18 protein-coding genes are annotated in these 19,260 nt (G+C 40.7%); 6 read left to right on the forward strand and 12 right to left on the reverse strand.

Translation table 11 applies throughout. The annotated features are described in order from the left end of the window. Window positions 1-315: 315 nt before the first annotated feature. From BUB05_RS10495 to BUB05_RS10510, 4 genes are read right to left on the reverse strand one after another with little or no spacing between them, the layout of a single operon-like run. Entirely contained in the window at window positions 316-1,272 is a 957-nt protein-coding gene (locus BUB05_RS10495) for a thiamine pyrophosphate-dependent enzyme (protein ID WP_073049569.1), read from the reverse strand. Beyond that, a complete protein-coding gene (porA, locus tag BUB05_RS10500) occupies window positions 1,272-2,465 on the reverse strand; it encodes a pyruvate ferredoxin oxidoreductase (protein WP_073049570.1) in 1,194 nt (397 codons plus the stop codon). Before porA ends, BUB05_RS10495 begins: the two co-directional genes overlap by 1 nt. Before the next feature lie 10 nt (window positions 2,466-2,475). Further along, window positions 2,476-2,778, reverse strand: a complete 303-nt coding sequence (locus BUB05_RS10505) for a 4Fe-4S binding protein (RefSeq protein ID WP_073049571.1) — start codon at window positions 2,776-2,778, stop codon at window positions 2,476-2,478. Next, window positions 2,778-3,350: a 2-oxoacid:acceptor oxidoreductase subunit gamma family protein gene (locus BUB05_RS10510; RefSeq protein ID WP_073049572.1), complete on the reverse strand. Its 573-nt coding sequence runs from the start codon at window positions 3,348-3,350 to the stop codon at window positions 2,778-2,780. The genes BUB05_RS10505 and BUB05_RS10510 overlap by 1 nt, the downstream gene beginning before the upstream one ends. Before the next feature lie 190 nt (window positions 3,351-3,540). Here BUB05_RS10510 and BUB05_RS10515 point away from each other — a divergent pair, with 190 nt between their 5' ends. After that, the gene (locus tag BUB05_RS10515; protein ID WP_073049573.1) at window positions 3,541-4,935 is read left to right on the forward strand and encodes a sigma 54-interacting transcriptional regulator; all 1,395 of its coding nucleotides are present in this window, start codon (window positions 3,541-3,543) and stop codon (window positions 4,933-4,935) included. Window positions 4,936-5,074: 139 nt separating this feature from the next. Here BUB05_RS10515 and BUB05_RS10520 read toward each other — a convergent pair whose 3' ends face one another. The 4 genes from BUB05_RS10520 to BUB05_RS10535 all read right to left on the reverse strand — a co-directional run bounded on the left by BUB05_RS10520 (window position 5,075) and on the right by BUB05_RS10535 (window position 9,866). Further along, window positions 5,075-5,863: an aspartate/glutamate racemase family protein gene (locus BUB05_RS10520; protein ID WP_175548550.1), complete on the reverse strand. Its 789-nt coding sequence runs from the start codon at window positions 5,861-5,863 to the stop codon at window positions 5,075-5,077. Then, window positions 5,851-7,269: a trimethylamine methyltransferase family protein gene (locus tag BUB05_RS10525; protein ID WP_073049574.1), complete on the reverse strand. Its 1,419-nt coding sequence runs from the start codon at window positions 7,267-7,269 to the stop codon at window positions 5,851-5,853. The genes BUB05_RS10520 and BUB05_RS10525 overlap by 13 nt, the downstream gene beginning before the upstream one ends. A 30-nt stretch (window positions 7,270-7,299) precedes the next feature. After that, window positions 7,300-8,886, reverse strand: a complete 1,587-nt coding sequence (locus tag BUB05_RS10530; protein ID WP_073049575.1) for a BCCT family transporter — start codon at window positions 8,884-8,886, stop codon at window positions 7,300-7,302. A gap of 395 nt (window positions 8,887-9,281) precedes the next feature. After that, window positions 9,282-9,866 (reverse strand): XRE family transcriptional regulator, encoded by a 585-nt coding sequence (locus tag BUB05_RS10535; RefSeq protein ID WP_217683720.1) that lies wholly within the window; start codon window positions 9,864-9,866, stop codon window positions 9,282-9,284. Between the two features lie 299 nt (window positions 9,867-10,165). Here BUB05_RS10535 and BUB05_RS10540 point away from each other — a divergent pair, with 299 nt between their 5' ends. From BUB05_RS10540 to BUB05_RS10555, 4 genes are all read left to right on the forward strand, one after another. Next, window positions 10,166-11,767, forward strand: coding sequence for an L-serine ammonia-lyase, iron-sulfur-dependent, subunit alpha (locus tag BUB05_RS10540; protein WP_073049576.1), 1,602 nt, complete (start codon window positions 10,166-10,168; stop codon window positions 11,765-11,767). Between the two features lie 18 nt (window positions 11,768-11,785). Continuing rightward, window positions 11,786-12,166, forward strand: coding sequence for a Rid family detoxifying hydrolase (locus BUB05_RS10545; protein ID WP_073049577.1), 381 nt, complete (start codon window positions 11,786-11,788; stop codon window positions 12,164-12,166). Between the two features lie 244 nt (window positions 12,167-12,410). Beyond that, window positions 12,411-13,823: an APC family permease gene (locus tag BUB05_RS10550; protein WP_073049578.1), complete on the forward strand. Its 1,413-nt coding sequence runs from the start codon at window positions 12,411-12,413 to the stop codon at window positions 13,821-13,823. Window positions 13,824-13,970: 147 nt separating this feature from the next. Next, entirely contained in the window at window positions 13,971-14,600 is a 630-nt protein-coding gene (locus BUB05_RS10555) for a cobalamin B12-binding domain-containing protein (protein ID WP_073049579.1), read from the forward strand. Between the two features lie 112 nt (window positions 14,601-14,712). Here BUB05_RS10555 and BUB05_RS10560 read toward each other — a convergent pair whose 3' ends face one another. The 4 genes from BUB05_RS10560 to BUB05_RS10575 are packed head-to-tail and all read right to left on the reverse strand — an operon-like array spanning window position 14,713 to window position 17,621. Further along, on the reverse strand, window positions 14,713-15,153 hold the full coding sequence (locus BUB05_RS10560; RefSeq protein WP_073049580.1) for a nucleoside recognition domain-containing protein: 441 nt from the start codon (window positions 15,151-15,153) through the stop codon (window positions 14,713-14,715). Window positions 15,154-15,160: 7 nt separating this feature from the next. After that, the gene (locus BUB05_RS10565) at window positions 15,161-15,580 is read right to left on the reverse strand and encodes a nucleoside recognition domain-containing protein (RefSeq protein ID WP_073049581.1); all 420 of its coding nucleotides are present in this window, start codon (window positions 15,578-15,580) and stop codon (window positions 15,161-15,163) included. Window positions 15,581-15,591: 11 nt separating this feature from the next. Then, window positions 15,592-16,569, reverse strand: coding sequence for an ATP-binding protein (locus tag BUB05_RS10570; RefSeq protein ID WP_073049582.1), 978 nt, complete (start codon window positions 16,567-16,569; stop codon window positions 15,592-15,594). Next, window positions 16,569-17,621 (reverse strand): DnaD domain protein, encoded by a 1,053-nt coding sequence (locus tag BUB05_RS10575; protein WP_073049583.1) that lies wholly within the window; start codon window positions 17,619-17,621, stop codon window positions 16,569-16,571. The genes BUB05_RS10570 and BUB05_RS10575 overlap by 1 nt, the downstream gene beginning before the upstream one ends. A 146-nt stretch (window positions 17,622-17,767) precedes the next feature. Here BUB05_RS10575 and BUB05_RS10580 point away from each other — a divergent pair, with 146 nt between their 5' ends. Further along, complete coding sequence (locus BUB05_RS10580) at window positions 17,768-19,195, forward strand: M23 family metallopeptidase (protein ID WP_073049584.1); 1,428 nt, start codon at window positions 17,768-17,770, stop codon at window positions 19,193-19,195. The last annotated feature ends 65 nt before the right edge of the window (window positions 19,196-19,260 follow it).

The following is a 19,260-nucleotide window of genomic DNA, read 5'->3' on the forward strand; positions in this document are numbered from 1 at the left end:
TTGAGTCAATTCATGAAATCTATAGTATATAGACGGTTCAACTGTATACGGTTGATTGAGTGAATTGTAACGAAACTCATTGTGGATTAAAACATTCATATATATAATAATTTAAATAAAAATACCGGTGCGGTTGTTCCCTTGTAGTTTATAAGGAGTTTTTTAACGGAAAAGGGCCTTTTGAGCCCTTCTCCGTGTGGTTAGTTCCGACAGTACCAGCTGCGGATTACGCAACTGGCACTGTCTCCATGCATAGGAGGTAACTGTTCTGCACCACGCATGGATTTGTAACTTGTTTCAGCATTTATGAATTGATTAGACTGTTTCCTTGATGTTTGATTTTTCTCCACATCTTACTAGAAGCTGTTCCCATCTCTTGTCTATGTCCGCCTGGATATTTGCTATAAGGTGCTCGTTGCCTTTTTTGAAGAGGTGCTTGAATCTACCCTGCGGCTTGAGGAACTCTTCGATCGGAAGCTTGTTCTTAGGCATGTAGTTAAGCTTCCATTCTCCGTTTACAACTTCGAACAGTGGCCAGAAGCATGTTTCAACTGCAAGCTCGCACATCTTCATAAGGTCTTCTGCAGGATATCTCCATCCCCTTGGACATGGAGCAAGTACGTTCATGAATGCAGCCCCTTCGGTGTAGATCGCCTTCTCGGACTTTTCGTGCATGTCCTTGAAGTTCTTGATGAAAGTGGTCTGTGCAACATATGGTATGTTGTGGTTTGCTATTATGGCTGCAAGGTCTTTTCTTCCCTGAGGCTTTCCGTCTGAAACCGTACCAGCAGGTGTAGTGGTGGTGTCTGCGTATTGCGGAGTTGCAGAGGATCTCTGGATACCTGTGTTCATGTAGGCTCCGTTGTCGTAGCATACGTAAACCATGTCATGTCCCCTTTCCATGGCTCCTGAAAGGGACTGGAATCCTATGTCGGCAGTACCGCCGTCACCGCCGAATGCGATGAACTTGTAGTCGTCCTTGATTTTACCTTTTCTTAGCAGCGCCTTGTGTGCCGCTTCGACGCCGCTGACAGTCGCTCCTGCATTCTCGAATGCGTTGTGTATGAATGAATCCTTCCATGCAGTGTACGGGTACATGAATGTAGAAACCTCAAGACAACCTGTAGCACATCCAATAACGGCCTTGTCTTCTTCCTTTAGAGCCCTTGTTACCGCTCTGACAGCTACAGGTGCTCCGCATCCTGCGCACATTCTGTGGCCGCCGGCCAGTCTTTCCGGTTTTGCCAGTTCTTTCTTCAAATTGTAAGCCATTATTGTGCCTCCTGTTCTCTAACTGAAAGGTATCTGTAAGTTTCTCCAGTGTTTCCAGTCTTAATTATTTCAAATAATGAAGCATATACTTCTTCTATGTTTTCAACCTTTACATCTCTTCCGCCAAGTCCGTAGATGTAGTTAATTATCTTCGGTGCGTTTTCAGTTCCATAAAGGGCAGACTTGACCTCCGCATTAAGAGGACCACCCTGGTTGTTGAAGCTGTCCGATCTGTCCATTACGGCTATGGCCTTTACATGCTTTAGTGCTTCTGCTATCTCTTCGGCGGGGAAAGATCTGAAGAGTCTTATCTTAAGAAGACCGACCTTCTTTCCCTCTTCCCTCAATTTGTCTATTGCATCCTTTGCAGTACCTGCAGCAGAGTTGATTATTACTATTGCGGCATCTGCATCATCAAGTCTGTATTCCTCGAAAAGTCCGTACTTTCTTCCTGTCATCTTCTCGAACTGTTCTGCTATTTCAAGAGCTACTCTCTTTGCGTTTCTCATTCCTTCCACCTGGAGTCTCTTGTGCTCCATGTAGAATGCAGGAGAGTCGTAAGGTCCTACAGACAGATTTTGGTCCGAGTTAAGAAGGTAGTTTTCAGGATAGTATTCTCCAACGAAGTCCTTTACCTTGTCGTCTTCTATAAGCTCTATGTTTTCAACGGCGTGGCTTGTTATGAATCCGTCCTGACATACCATTGCAGGCAGTCTTACATCCTTGTGTTCTGCAATTCTTACTGCCTGGATGAAGTTGTCGTATGCTTCCTGATTGCTTTCGGAGTAAATCTGAATCCATCCTGCATCCCTTGAACCCATTGTGTCGGAGTGGTCAGCGTTGATGTTGATAGGTCCTGAAAGAGCTCTGTTTATTGCTGCCATTGTGATAGGAAGTCTGTTTGAAGCAGCTATGTAAAGTATTTCGTGCATAAGTGCAAGACCGCATGATGATGTAGCCGTGAATGTTCTTGCGCCCGCAGCCTGTGAACCTACACATGCAGACATTGCACTGTGCTCGCTTTCAACAGGTACAAACTCCGTATCTACGAGACCGTCAGCCACGTATTTTGAAAAATACTGAGGTACTTCCGTAGATGGTGTGATTGGGAAAGCCGCCATTACGTCGGGATTTATTTGTCTCATAGCTGTTGCTACAGCTTCGTTTCCTGATAATCTTTCTCTAATTGCCATTTTATCCTCCTTATTTGCCTTCCGGTACCATAGTTATGCAGTTAACCGGACAGACTTTAGCGCAAACGCCGCAGCCTTTACAGTGGTCATAGTCGAATTCAAGTCTTTTTCCGTCTTCAACAGGGATTGAAGTGTCAGGGCATACAGGCACGCAAAGAAGGCAGTGTATGCATTTTTCCATGTCCACGATTGGCTTGTCCGTTCTCCAGTCGCCTGTCTTGAACTCTGCTGAGTTTCCGCTGGCAAGTATGTCTCCCCCTGGAGTGATGTCCTGCCAAACAATAGTTTCATTTATATTTGTTTTCTTTTCCATTATTTAACCTCCTGAAGAGCTGTTTTAAGAGCGTTCATGTTTCCTTCGATAACCTCAGGCTTTGAAGCGAACTTGTGCTCGAATGAATGCTGCATTTCTTCGATGAATTTTTCTTCCGGCATTACTCCGCTCACCTTTACTATTGCTGCAAGCATCGGTGTGTTTGGGAAGTATTTTCCGAGAGCTGCCTCCGATATTTTTCTTGCATCTATTGTGAATACATTTCCTTCATATCCGTTGAGGAGCCCTTTTACTTCTTCAGGTGACTTCTCTGTGTTTATTACTATAGCGCCTTCCTTTTTCAGCCCCTTGGTTACCTGTATTGTTTCAAGAAGTGTCTCGTCAACAACCACTACGAACTCGGGATCATAAATGTTAGAGTGTACTCTAATCTTGTTTTCGCTTATTCTGTTGTAAGCTGTTATAGGTGCCCCCATTCTCTCTGGACCGTACTCCGGGAAACCCTGTACATATTTACCTGTGTTGAAAGCAACATCAGCCAATAGCAGGGAAGCTGTTTTAGCACCCTGGCCTCCACGACCATGCCATCTAATTTCTGTTATCTTTGACATAATAACCTCCGTGATTATATTTATGTGTGATTTAAAATTACCTTCAAATCAATCTATGCAGACAATATATACAAGAACCGTGCCAATATATAAAACGTTGAAAATGCGTAATTTTCTTGAAAAATATCGTTGTAAATGTTAGAATATTGCAAAAAGTGTTGTAATAAACGTTAGAAAAAGGGGCGGTTTTATGCTTAAATATGAAGATCTATACAGGGACAGGCTTTTCGAAAAGATACTGGACAGGAGTAATGACGGAATCAATGTGGTTGATGAGAATGGAATACTGGTATATGTGAATCAGATATCGGCGGATTATTCAAACAACAGGGCAGCGGACATGATAGGCACTCCCATAGCGGACTATTATCCTGATGCCGTACTCCTTAAGGTGCTGAAAAACAAACATGCTATCTTCGACAAGAAAATACATTATGTAGGTAGCAAAAAATATGTGGTAAGCTCTTTCCCTATATATGTAGGAAGTGAATTCAAGGGTGCTTTTTCCATATTCAAGGATATACAGGAAATAGACGAGCTCAACAGGAAGGTGAAATATCTTGAACTGCACATATCCCTCAACAGGCCGGAAGACAACTTCTCTTCGGTAATAGGGAATTCGGGAAGTCTGAAGGAGGTTCTGCTGAAGGCAAGAAGGACTGTGGGATCCCTTGCGGGGCCAAGGCATTCCATAATAATAGGTGAATCGGGAACGGGCAAGACCATGATGGCCAACCTCATATACAAGTATGCAAAGGAGGTGGGGGTCATAGACAGCGATGCACCCTTCATTGAAATAAACTGTGGACAGTTCACTAATCCGGACATAGCGGCTGTGGAAATCTTCGGCAGCGAGGAAGGGGCCTACACGGGGTCAAAGCAGAAGAAGGGATTGTTCGAACAGGCAAACGGAGGCATACTCTTCCTCGATGAAGCACACGCCCTTGAAAATTACCAGACCATGCTCCTCACTGCTGTGGAGTCCGGAAAGATAAGGAGGATTGGCGGAGGGCGGGAGATTCCCGTCGACGTCATAATCATTGCAGCCTCAACCAAGAACCTTAAGGATGAGATGCTTCCTGAGCTTTACCAGAGGCTTGCCCAGTACGAGTTGTATATTCCTTCGTTGAAGGAAAGGAGAATAGAGGAGCGGGAGAATCTTTTCCACTATTTCGTAGACAAGTATATAAAGGCAGTGGAGGAACTCCATGGAATCAGATACAATGTGGTCTTCAGTCCCGAGGCTGAATCTGCAATACTCAATGCCAGCTATCCTAGAAACATCAGGCAGTTCAGGGATGTCGTCAACTTCAGCATAGATGCCGCTGCGCCTTTGATATCTGATATTGGTGATGAAACGGAGATTTTAACAGAGATAGGCATAGAGCACCTTCCTTTTGAAATTGGAGAAGAGTCTTCAAATGGTTCCGTTGTGAAAAGGAAGGATATAATAGATGAGGCTGCGGAAAAACTGATACTTGAATTCAAGGAAGCGGGATACGGACCTAGAAAGATTTCAAAAATGCTTGCCGGGGAAGGTTATGATATAGAATATTACAAGGTGGCTTATTTTTTGAAGAAATAAAGAGGGGTTTTGCCATATATGCAGATCGGATTAATGCAAATAACGATGTTGGGAAGCATTTGAAAAGATTGGTTAAATATTATAAAAGAGAACCTGCGAATTTATTGACAGGTTCTCTTTTGGTTTCTAGTGACTGGTATTAAACATGACCGTAATAATCTCTATGGTTTACTACCGAATATGCATAGTCCAGTAGTGTTCCCCAGCTGTAAACGGGGAGGTCAACCTCTCTTTGTATAGCTCTTGCAAAAGGTTGCATTCCTGTACATTCAAGCATTATTGCTCCAAGATCGGGATTCTTAGCCTTGAGATCCTTGCACATTTTTATCATATCCTCTTCAGACTTATCATAGTATGCTTCAGGTATTTCTGGACGTTTTGTATGATCCCATAATGAATCGAATTGTGAACATCCATATTCATCCTGTGCTCCTGCAATTATAATATTGCTGTTTGGATCGATACCTACGTTCTTGAGATGTTCATCCTTGAGGAACTTCCCTTGTGCTGCAACTATTGCTACTGATTTCTTTGGTCCTATAGTCTGCTGGATAATTGGAACCTGTAAAAGACTTGACATAAATACAGGTATATCAACATATCCTGCAACATCAGGCTGGAAATAGGCAAAATACCCGCATTCTGCGGCGATAGCCTTGCAGCCCATTTTTTCAAGTCTTTTGGCTGCATCTAATATTGGCTGCAGACATTGGCTTTTGTTTTCTTCCCATACAAGTTTGAAGATGTCGATATCCTTGACTATATCATATTGTACAGGGTAGGGAAATGCGCTGGCATTTCTTACGTCTCCTGGAAAGCCCGGATATACTTCGTCTAAAATCATTATACCCAAACCCATTCCATAACAACTGTGATTTTTTCTTGCTTTAATATGGTTAATCCCCATATCTCTTCCTATATAGTACATTTTTCCTCTCCTTTTATATTTAGATATTCAGAAATCAATTCTTTCTGTCTTTCTGTCATTTCAGGCTCCGAGTACCCTTCAAGTCTGCTGTCCATTTCGGCCAAGGCATTATCCAGAACTGTTTTGCTTCCATTCTTTTCCCATACTTCGAAGGAAGCTCTCTCGAACAGTTTAGGAGCAAAATGCTCGTTTCTGAAATGCATAGCAGTATGCATTTGTTCCAGATACTGTCCTCCGTGGTCTACTGTCTTTATAGTATCAAGACCCAGGGTATCATCGTTTATCTCGAATCCATTTACAAATCGTTTTGTCATTTCTATTGATTGCTCATCAATTATGAATTTTTCATAACTAATAATATTGAACGAATCCAGTATTCCGCAGGCATGAATTACATAATCTATTCCTGATACTATTGCAGGAAGCAGGGTGAACATGGTTTCTATACCTGCCTGCATGTCGGGTAGCTTTGAATCGCTTAAGGCTCCGCCACCTCTGCATGGGATTCCATAAAATTTTGTAATTGCTCTTGAGAACATCGCTATAAGTCCTGCCTCTGGAGTTCCTATTGCTGGAGTTACATATCTCAAGTCCGTAGATGCTGCTACATTGCCGAATACAACTGGAACTCCCGGATTTATTAGTTGTGCAAGTACTATTCCAGCCAAAAGCTCGCTTGTTGCAACTGCCATTGTACCTGCCAAAGTAACTGGTGAAGTGGCTCCCGGAAGTGCGCCGCATCCGAAGATTATGGGTTGGTTCTCTTCGGCGTAAGCGAAGATTCCTCCTATCATTGCTTCATCATATGATAGCGGAGACAGGGCGCTGCAAAGTCCAATCACGACGTGTTTATCGTGTTTATCATAGAAATCTTTAATGAGTTTGATGCATTTTTTTGACATGTCATATCCTGCTGTTATACCCATCGTAGGTTTTGTTCCGTACTTAAGGCATACAGCTTGTTGGTACATTTGTAATCGGTCTACATCTATATCTTGTGGAGTCACTACATATGGATTAAGCATGTTGATTGTCTTGCTGCTCTGAACAAGTTTGGTAAACCTTACCATATCATTACATGTTGCAGACTTGGTTTCAGTACCTTTCTTTACGAATACGGGTCCGTAAGCGGGACAAAAAACAGGATCTCCTCCACCCACGGTTACATTATATTTGCTGTCTCTTCCTTCTAACTCAAATTTATCCGGTACCGTTGCTAAAGCTTTATTGAGAAGTTCTTTGTCAATATACACGATTTCGTCTTCGACTTTCGCTCCGTTTTCTCGGAAGACTTTCAGCGCTTTTTCATCATAGAATCTAACACCTTTTTCAGACAGTATATTTACTACTGCTTCATGTATTTTTTGAATATCTTCATTTGTAACAAAATTACCTTTTGCTTGCATTGTTAATCTCCTTCGGTTTTTCTTATAGATTTAAAGCTGGCTTATATATTGTTCCTGATTGTTTTCATCGAAAGTGCCTACCTGGTCATAATCTTTGGCGTTTATCATGGCTTTAACATGAGCTCCTGCCATAACTAACTGCAGAACTATGATTGGAAGTCCGCAAACGATTACGGAAGTTTGCAACGCTTTTGCTCCTCCTGTCAGAAGAAGAATCAGTGCTATTGCCCCCATTAATACACCCCAGAAAATAGTTACGGGTCGAGGTGGGTTTTGTTCATTACCTGCATCGTCGAAGCCGACTGTAGTCATTGTAGACAATGTCAGACTCACGGCTTCAGCTTGGGTGATGAATGACGCTGCAACGACGAGCAATCCAACCACGCTTGTGATACCGGCTAGAGGAAGCTCCTTTAGGAATGCAAACAGCGCTACCTCAGCTCCAAACTGGTTAATTGTTTCTCCTATAGCAGTTCCACCGAAATGGTCCATGAATATGCTGGCGCTGCCGAAAATTCCGAACCATATTATTACGAAGGTTGCAGGTGCTATCAGATTCATCGTAACAAATTCTCTAATTGTTCTTCCTTTGGCAAGTTTAACCATGAAGAGTCCCGTCAATGGGGCGAATGCCAGCCACCATGCCCAGTAGAACATTGTCCAATCCTTGGTCCATCCTGTTTGCTTGATTGGATCAAGGTTGAATGCCATGGGTATCAAGTTGTCCAGGTAGTCTCCTACTGCTGTGAGTATATTTTCAAGAATGCTTATTTTCGGTCCAAATATGAATGCAGCAAACAACAGGAAGAAGTACATATACATATTTGCAGTACTAATGTATTTGATTCCCTTATGTAAACCGGTGCAAGCGGAAGTAGTATATATTGCTACCATTACACATATTATAGTAGTCCATGCTGCAGGACCTGTTTCAAAACCCCAAAGATAATCCATTCCTGCTCCGATTTGAAGTGTTCCTAGTCCGAAGGATGTGCCGATTCCTCCAACCATTGCGAAGATTGCCAAAGCATCAACTGTATTGCCGATCATACCATCGACTTTGTCTCCGATTAATGGATACAGGGAAGAACTCACTTTGAAAGATCTTCTCGCGTTGTAGAACATAAAGGCGCATGCTACACCAGCGCTTACATATATAGCAAAAGGAATAAATGCCCAGTGCAGATATGTATATCTTAATGCTATTTGTGCCGATTCCACGGAACTTCCGGCTATTCCCAGGAATGTAGGAGGATTCATATAATGCATCATCGGCTCAGCTACGCAGTAGAAGCTGATTCCTATTGCCAGTGATGATGTGAATGTAACTGCAAACCATGTAAAACGACCCATTGTTGGTTTTGCATCTGGTCCGCCTAGTTTGATTCTTCCGTATTTACTAAAACCTGCCCAGAAACAGAATACTGTCAAAATTATTGCTCCGATACAATATGCCCAACTGAAATATTTCAATGTAAAATTCAATGCAATGGAAGAACCTTTTCCAAATCCTTCTGGATTGAAAGCTCCTAATAAAACTCCTATCGTTAGTATGATCGCTGGTGGGAAAAACAGCGATTTGTTAATCATTGACAAAAAACCATTATTTTTTTTCATAATCATTCCTCCAGGAAAAACATTTTCCTTAATTTTGTTATTTATCATTTCAATCCGCATATCGAACGATAAATTTCATAATTATTAAATTTCATTTTTATGAAATTAGAATACAATTTTTGAGGCTCCTTGTCAAGTTTAAATTTACTGTCATAAGACGCCAGTAACGCGCTGAAATGCTAAAGGGTTGATAAATGGCCGCTATAGAGATGTGCGCGATGTATATGGACAAAAAACGTTTGTATCCATAATTTCAAAATTGTAGAATATATCCGACGTAAATATCTGTTTCATGATGATGCAAACACAGCAACTATCATTTACATATAAACGTATTTCATTATTTTGAAATAAAAAGACCATCTAATCATAGATAGTCTTAACTTTCTAGTTGGTTATTTGTCGGAATTGGGCATTTCTGTATTGAACCAGTAGCTTATACATTGATCTTTCCCTATATTTATCAAAGAATGGGATGTATGTGCCGGAATATATAGGGAATCACCTTCATTGAGAATGTATTCATTATCATTTGTATCAATTTTCATCATTCCCTTGATTACGACTCCAAGTTCGTCAGAATTGTGTCCCCAGGAGAAATTCTTATAGTTGGCTCCCGGTTCCATGATTATACAGACTCCTTTCAGATTTTTTTCACTGCTGTTAACCATTTCATATCTTATTTCTCCTTTCTTTTCAAAGACAACTCTTCTCTCGTCTTTTGTCACGAGAAGATTATCTTTAGGAGATTTTTCCAGCAGGTCTACAATATTTATTTCAAGCGACTCGCAAATTTTTTGCAACGAATCCAATGTTGGACTGTTTAGATTTCTCTCAAGATTGCTCAAATAGCCTATTGATAAATCCAGCATTTCTGATAACTGTTTCAAGGTCAATCCCTTTTCTTTTCTTATTTCCTTTATTCTGTCTCCTATTTTTCTTTCTTCAATATCTGTCATATTTGTTTCAGTTTTTGCCATTTTCACTTCACTCTCCATTTTATCAAGATTAATTACATATTAATGAAATTAATCGTCTTTATGGATGTATTATATCATATTTTTTCATAATTTTGAAATTATTTCTTGCATATTCTTTTTTTTTTTTGTATACTTGGTTTGTAATCAATTCGCATTTCTATAACGATTTCATTTCATGTTATTTAAGCAAGGCATCCAATCAGAAAGCTGTAGATAGCTACTACATGCTTCTTCATTTAAATTTCATTAAAAAATTCAAATTTATTAATTTAGCTATACAGTTGAATCAGGAGGTTATAATGAAAAGACAAAATCCAAGTATCTTTAATGATATAATTGGACCGATTATGGTAGGGCCTTCGAGTTCTCATACTTGCGGACCTGCAAGAATAGGTTTTTTGAGCAGTCAGCTTCTTAGGGGTAATTTAAAGAAGGCGGTTGTTGAATTTGCAAGAGAAGGCGCGTATACAAACATGTACAAGGGACAAAAGACAGATCTCGGTTTTACATCGGGTTTGCTTGGCAATAGGCCTGAAGATCCTAAATTGAGAAATGCCCATCTGACTGCAAGAAAAATGGGTATTGACATTCAGTTCAAGATAAGTGATTTTGAAGCTATAGTACCAAATATTTCAAGAATAACATTAACGGGTGATGATGGTGAAGAGCGGATAGTGCAGGCTGACTCAACCGGAGGCGGAACAGTTAAACTGCTTACAATAGACAATTTACCGGTGTCAATAGTCGGCGATGCTTATGAACTCCTTGTTTTCGCAAATACGTCTGACGACAAAAGTCTTGAGCAACTATGTTTTGAAATTAAGTCAAATATCGACAAATATGAGAAAATAGATTATTCTACTTTTGAAGATAGAGGACTCGTCAATGTTAAATTGAGAAAGAACGTCTCGAATGATCTGATTGAAAAACTGAAAGTTATAGATAGTGTGGTGGACGTGAATGTGATTGAACCGGTCCTTGCCGTTCTTTCAAATGTTGATGGCGACGTTCCTTTTAAATCAGCTAATGAGATGCTTGCAATTGCAGAAAAAGAAGGTAAAGAGCTTTGGGAACTTGCTCTTATGTATGAAAAAGCAAGGAGCGGATGGGAAGAAGAAGAAATCATTGGTTTCATGAAGAAAATCATCAAAATTATGGAGGACGGCATTGCCGAAGCCATGAAGGGTGATATAGACATGAGCGGTATACTGAAACCAACGTCCGGAAAGATAGCAAAAAAATCCGAGGACAAGAGCAAGTGGCTCAGTATGGGTGTTCTGGATATTATAACACCATGGTCTATAGCTACTATGGAGTATAGCAGTGCAATGGGAGTTGTTCTATGTGCGCCAACGGGAGGGTCTGCAGGAGTTATTCCGGGAGTGATCCTAGGAACTGCAAAATCAGTAGAAGCCAGTGAAGACGACAAAGTAAAAGCTATGTTGGCGACAGCGATAATCGGTGTGTGCATGGCCAAGGACTGCAATTTCTCAGCAGAGCTATACGGCTGCCAAGTGGAGCCTGGAGCAGCCTCTGCAATGGCGGCCGGCGGACTTATGCACTACATGGGAGGAACTGTCGGACAAGCTCTGGATGCAGCTTCGGTTGCAATACAAAACATATTGGGAATAATATGCGATCCGGTTGCCGGACTGGTGCAAGTACCTTGCATAAGTAGAAACGCTAGCGCCAGTGCAAATGCAGTAGTATCAGCCAATATAATAATGGGTGGATTTGATGCATGCATACCCCTTGATGAGTCGACAGAGACAATGTTCAGGGTTGGAGCACAGCTTCCCAGTGAGCTGAGGTGTACCTGCAATGGAGGTCTTTGTCTTACACCTACAGGATGTAGGCTGGCAGAGGAGCAGGATGAAAGAGATGCGGCAAGACAAGCTTAAGGAAGACGGGAGTAGAATATGAAAGAAATAATATCGACCAAGAAGGCTCCTGGAGCTGTTGGGGCATATTCTCAGGCAGTAGTCCATAATGACATGATTTATTTGTCTGGACAAATATGTATCGATCCGGATACTGGTGAAATGGAAAGGGATAGCGTGGGATTGCAGACAAGAAGAACTCTTCAAAATGTAGAAAATGTTCTGATTGCGGCTGGATCCGGAATGGACAAAGTGCTGAAATGCAACATCTATATATCATCTATGGACAAGTTTGAAGAGATGGATAATGTTTACAAGGAATTCTTTGCTGATAGTTATCCGGCAAGGGTGACTGTTGCTGTAAGTGATCTTTATGAGAATCTTGATATTGAGATTGATGTTGTGGCATATAAGGATTAAATTACCAAAATGGAACGTCAAAACTTCAATAAACAAAATTGATACCTGAAGGCTGGATTTTATCCAGCTTTTTTAATGACTTTGATGCACTGGCAGGAATGTTGGAGATTTCGGAGTGCTCTTTGTTCTAAGAATATTGTGCATTAAGCTTAATAAAATGCAAAAGTATTGAGATGTTGTGCAAGAATTTCAATTAAATAAGAGATAGAATGGTAATACTTTAAATTAAAGACTAGGAGATGTTATGGAAAATAAGTTACAAAGAAACATAGACTGGAAGCAGGGGCTGTCCATAGCTCTTGGGGTACCCTTGTTGATAATGCCGTCGATAGTGTATTTCACTTCATATATGTATGCATTTTCAATACTGGTATGGGCAATATCCGTGGGACAGGGATTCTTCCAGAATCTTGCCTATGCCGAGATGGCTGTTGACTTTCCCGATGCGTCGGGACTTCCCGGATACTCGCAGAAGATACTGAAGAGCGGTGGAAACAGATATTCCGACTTCATAGGAGGATTCAGCGCCTGGAGCTACTGGTTCGCCTGGAGCCCAATACTTGCAATATTCACACTTTCCATTAAGGATTTTGCAGTAAGTGTCATGCCCGTCCTTGGTAACTATCCGGACAAGCTCGTTACATTAATAATAGGGACGCTCATATTCTTTGGAATGCATATGTTCAACAGGAAGGGGCTTGAAAGCGGAGCGGTGGTCGGCTACATACTTAACATAGTATCGTTGCTTCCTTTAATAGTGCTGGCTGTTGCCCCCTTTGCTCTGGGAAGGGTGGATATGGCAAACATTACAAACAACTGGATGCCTGCAGATTTCACCCTTGACGTTAAAAACATTCTTGTCATTTTCGGTATCTTCGGCATGGCTCAATGGAGCGCCTGTGCATGGGAGACTGCTGCGGTATACGGGCCGGAGTACAAGGACCCGAAACGGGATGTAGTAAAGGCCCTTTTCAGCTGCGGAGCGATCTGCATGGTTATATTCGTACTGGTGCAGACTGTCTGCATAGGACTGCTGGGAGTGGATGGAGTCATAAACAGCACTGAGCCGCCTATTCTTACAATAGCTAAAATGACATTTGGCAGTACAGGTGGCATAATGAGTTCCATAATGCTGGTTGCAGCGATGCTGATGATAATTCAAACAGGATTTCTTGGAGCTTCAAGGGCCATGCATTCAATGGCATCTACCAACAGTCTGCCAAAAATTTTCAGCAGGACAAATGAATATGGAGTACCTGTAAATGCAATGATTTCAATTATAATATTGAATTATGGCTTGATAATGCTCAAGTCCCCATCTGCAATACTTGCTGCATCGTCACTGGGATATGCACTGGCAAACGGAATAAGTCTCTACTCCTATGTTAAGTATAAAAGGGAGAAGAATAATAAAAGTACAAAATCCGGTAAAGAAAATACAAAAGGCTTGAGGGTTCCTAGATTGTGGGACAAGGTCATAATTGCATTCGCTTTTGTAAATATTCCGCTCTTCCTGGTGGGGTTGGTATATCTCAATAGCCTTGATTCCGGCTGGTCATCAACAATTGTAGGCGTAGGGGTCCTAGCCCTGTATGTGCCACTTTATAAATATTCTGAAAAAGAGAAAAATATGACAAATTTGACAAAAACTGGCTAAATGGAAAATATTTACAAAAAAACGCGAAAAATAATTTGATGAAAACGTTAAATTAGCACTTTAAATTACAAAAAAACAGAATATTAAAGCAAGAATACAGAATTGCTTTATACTAAAATAGTATTAACAATATTTGGAGGTTATGAAATGAGTTTTGAAGTTATAGCAGAATGTGTAATAGCCGGTAATGAGCCGGGAGCAGTAAACGGAGTACAGGGTCTAATAGACGCTGGAACAGATCCACTATCAATCATTAATGATGGATTAATGCCTGGTATGATGGTCGTTGGTGAAAGATTCAAGGCTGGAGATATGTTTGTACCTGAAGTATTGATGGCGGCAAGAGCCATGAATTCAGGAATAGCTCTTGTAAAGCCCCTTATCAATGACGAGGACATGCCCAATGTAGGTACTGTTGTAATTGGAACAGTTAAGGGAGATTTACATGATATAGGAAAGAATCTTGTTGCTATGATGATGGAGAGTGCTGGATTCAAGGTAATAAATTTAGGTGTCGATGCTACAACGGACAAGTTTGTAGAAGCTGTTAAGGAAAACAATGCCAAGATTGTAGCCATGTCAGCAATGCTTACAACAACAATGGTTTACATGAAGAAGGTTATCGAGGCATTGGAAGAAGCTGGAGTTAGAGATCAAGTGAAGGTAATGATAGGTGGAGCGCCTGTAACTACTAAATTTGCGGATGAAATCGGCGCAGACCTTTACACTGTTGATGCTTCAAGCGCTGCAGATGAAGGAAAGAACTTGGTGGCATAATCGTTCAATAGTGATGGATTGGATGATTGATTAGAATAAAATAGTATAAAAGAATAAATCAAAGGCTTGTTTCTAGTAGGTGGAAACAAGCCTTTTGTTAATTTTTGCAGAATTACAGTTCCTTTATGAGCCTTGAAGCTGCAAAAGCTATAATGAAGGCCGTTACTATCCTTATGGACAAAACCAGGGGAAGGCTGGCTCCAATGGGAACGAAGATTACGGTATCCTCTATCACTGCGTGGCAGAGGGCCAGAAATACGGATATGATAACAAGGCTTCTCTTGTCCAGGTCTCCGTCCTGCACGCTTTGGAAGAGTACTCCGGCTCCGAAGAAAAGTCCAAGTATGCTTCCTATTATAAGGGGCAGCGATGCATCTTCTTTGATCCTCAGGAACTTTGTCAGCGGAGACATGAATTTTGAAAATTTTTCCAGTATTTTAAGATCTTTGAGTATTTCAATTGCCAGCATGAGGGGCACGATTATCTTTGCCAGATTAAGAACGGAAAAGATCCCGTTTTTTACGGCTGTTAAAAGTACGGTCAATATTTCCATAGGACACCTACAGTACCATATTCATAACGGAAGCTACTGCGAAGGATGTAAGTATCCTAAGGACCATTATGAATACCGGATTCACTCCGATTCTTTTTATCACCACGGTTTCCCCTATGAGATTGTGTGATATGGCTATGAATGTGGCTGCTATTGTTGCCTGTTTTGCCGTTAGAGTAATGGATCCAAGAACTCCAAGGGAGGCATAAATGTTTAGGGCTCCTCCGATAATCAATGCAAAGGCTGCCTCTCCGGGAAGTCCTATGATAGACATGAAAGGAACAAAATACATTGATATTATTTCCAAAATTCCCGAGTATTCCAAAAGCTCCATCACAACATAGATTGGGAGCATTATCTTTCCAAGTTCAACAAGCACATGGAGGCCCTTCTTAAGCCCCCGTCTAAAAGTGTCTATAGTTATCATCTGCTGCATCCTCACCTTGTCCTGATGTCTTTTCCAAAGAATTTGATCATTCCATAAGTGCTCATAATCCTTGATATGATTCTGTCGGAATAAATCTCCGACATCTTTTCAAGGGAAAGATTTGTGGAAACTATAGTCTTCTTGTTGTTGATCATCCTGGAATTCAATATATTGAAAAGTTCTGTATTTGTAAATGAATTTATTGATTCTGAACCTAAATCGTCAATTATGAGAAGGTCTGCATTGTAGATCATGGAATAATTGTCCTTGTTTTCATATGATTCGGCGCTTCTGTTGAATTTGTGCTCGCTTATTGTTTCAAACATCCTGAATGCTGTCTGATAAAGGACGACTATACCCTTGCCCATCAATTCCTTGGCTATGCAGTTGCAGGTGAAGGTCTTTCCAAGTCCCGTGCCACCGTAGAAAAGAAGATTTTTGTTGCTTTTATGGAAATTATCGGTATAGTGAAGTGCCGCCCTGAAGACCTGCTTCATGTTTTCCCTTTGGGACATCTTTTCGTTGCCGTATTTGGCATCGTCAAACTTCGAAAGGTCAAAAGTGTCGAAGTTTTCCTTCTCAAGAAGCTGTCCGAGGCCTGAAATGTTATACAGTTCATTTATCAGGAGCTGCTTGTAGCAGGAACACATCTTTCCGTCAACATATCCTGTGTCGCTGCATTTGCTGCAGGAATGAACTTCCTTTAGATAAATATCGGGAATTTTTCTTTTTTCAAGGATTGACTTTTTTTCTTCACGTAGTTCATTTATTGTCACCCTGCAGTCTTCCATCTTTTTTTCAAAATTGGCAGGCCTTGTAAAGGCAAGTCTTGATACTTCCAGGCTCAATTTTGAAATTGTATTGTCTATGGTTTTTATTTCAGGCAGCATTTCATAGAGTTCCGTTCTTCTCATCTGGAGTTCGGCCTTTGAACGAAGCCTTTTCTTCTGATATTCCTTTTTAATATCGTTTATTATTTCCTGTCTCATCAAATATCCTCTTTATCATCTATTAAGTCTTCAATACTGAATTTTGCGAGTTTCTCAAGTTCATCTTCCGACATTTTACTGTACTTCTGTTCAAAGTTGTGGAAGGCGTTTTTGGTGGTTGCGGACTGTTTCTTCCTTGGTTTTTTGTCAAATGATTGTATATCTTCAACCTTTGATATGCCCTTGCTGTACCAGTTCTCAAGAATCTTGTTGAAATACTTCATGTTTGGATTTGTTGTACCGGTAGAGTATGACAGTGCCTTTATTATCATTTCCTCTGAAAAATGCCACTGGTCAACCCAGCAATCTATCAGGTTTCTTTCTTCAAGGGTCAGCGACCTTCCGGAAAAGCCAAGATGCTTTCTCACCGTATTGTAGTATTTGTAGTTTTTTTCATTTATTCCAAGATGGTCTCTCAATGAATCGATATCAAAGATCTCCTTGTCGTACCAGGAAGCCAGAAGTGATTCTACATACCTCATGTTCTTCACGTTTTTCTTTTCAACGGCGTATTTGAATGTTTCGTATACCATTTCCGTAGTGGATGAATATTTTGAAATGCTGTCCAGAATATTTCTCTTCTCGTTGGGAGTCAGCAGCCTTCCGAAAACAAATTCTACATCCCTGAACATCTTTCTCACGCTTTCCGACTTGTTTGCACTTACAGCATCTTCAAGGGAGAGCTTTTCTTCTTTCGGTTCTTCCTTCCCGGCATCGGGAACATATTTGTAGATGTTTTCCACGTAAAGCTGCTTAAGGTTCACGAACTCGACTGATGAAGAACCGGCTGAATACCTGTCGCCTGTTATGACGACTATGCCCTGGTCCTGCCAGTATTCCCAGGAGTCGTAGACTTCCTTAAGGGAAATACCTAGATTTTTGGCAATAGTCTCGTTTGAGAAGGTTTCCTCCCTGTCTTTTGCATACTTGTAGCCTAGAAGATATACCTTCACGTGGATACCTTTTGCCATAGGCATGTAGTCGTTAATAAATATATTTTCAACGGGAGTGTTCCCGAAGTCGATTTTTTCGTTTTGGAGCTTGAAAATCATCAATGTCACCTCTGTAGATTTTGTAATATTATAACACAAATATTATTATATCATAATTACAATTTTATCTTTTTAGTTATAGACATTTGTGATATAATGATGTAGTGTAAATTAAAGGGGTAAAAAATCAGCGGAGCAGAAATCCAATGCAGATATTCAAGTCAATGCTAGAAAACCTAAAAAAGAATAAAGTAGTAGATAAATTCCTGTCTAATTCATATGCTGTAAATATATCAATTTTGTTGATTCTTACATTTTCAGTTCTATTGTATTCCCATTTAACAAATTTAATAAGGTTGAATGAAGTAGCCACAAGATCCTTTGAGGTTTATTTTGATGGAAATTATGTCGGAAACATTAGGGACAAGGAAAGCTTTGAAGAAGTTCTGGGAGATTTCAGGGATACGCTGCAGGAAGAAAATCATGCCGAGGTGGCAATATCAAATACGGTTGAATATGTCTCTACTCATGTTGAAGACAGTGAAATATCCACTCACGACGAAATAGTCGATAATATTGCGTCCAAGATTGAATACAATATACTTGCCTATGGAATAAAGGTTGACGGAGAAATCCTGGGTGAACTTAAAACCGAAGAAGAAGCGGAAGGAATTCTTGAAGCCATCAAGGAACCCTTTGAGATGATGATGGAAGATTCGGAAATACTATCTCTGGATTTCGCTCAGGATGTTGAAATAGTCCAGTGTGAGGTATCGAAGTATGAAATTGATGATGCGGAAAAGCTCCTTCAATATCTGCAAAAGGGAACTACGGAAGAGCAGATTCACGTTGTTGAAAAGGGAGACAACTTCTGGACGATATCAAGCCAGTATAACTTGACGGTAGACGAGCTGATATCGGCAAATCCCACTGTTGATTCTGAGCTTATACATCCGGGAGACGAGCTTTCACTCATAATTCCCAAGCCATATATTGGTGTAAGAACTGTAGAGCTTGCAACATATGAAGAAAAAATACCTTACGAAACCGAATATGAAAAAGTTTCGTGGCTTTACAACGACGAATATTCAGTGAAGAAGTCGGGAGAATATGGAATCAAGGAAGTAGATGCCAAGATTATCAGGGAAAACGGGATAAAGATAGAAACGGAAGTAATAGAGGAAGAGATCATTTCCGAACCTGTTACCAAGATAGTTTACAATGGTACGATTGAGCCACCGCCAAGGAAGGGTACAGGAACATTCATTAATCCTCTTCCTTCAGGATATGTAACGTCGAGATACGGTGCAAGGTGGGGTGGATTCCACTATGGAGTTGATATAGCAAATTCCATAGGAACTCCAATAAAGGCAACAGACGGCGGAAAGGTTATATATGCCGGATGGTTTGGAGACTACGGGTATATGGTACAGATAGACCATGGCGGCGGATATACTTCAGTATATGGACACTGTTCAAAATTCTATGTAGAAGTCGGTGATATGGTGTACCAGGGACAGAAGATAGCTGCAGTAGGAAATACCGGATACAGCACAGGACCCCATGTACATTTCGAGATAAGGAAATATGGAGTCAAGAAGGATCCCGGGTTGTACATACCTGTTTTATATTAGTCTAAAGGGTTTTGAATAACATTATAAAGAAAATACGTCCGCTGAAAGCTCAGCGGATTTATTTA

Origin of the sequence: Dethiosulfatibacter aminovorans DSM 17477 (assembly GCF_900142005.1) — a bacterium.
Lineage (GTDB): Bacteria > Bacillota > Clostridia > Tissierellales > Dethiosulfatibacteraceae > Dethiosulfatibacter > Dethiosulfatibacter aminovorans.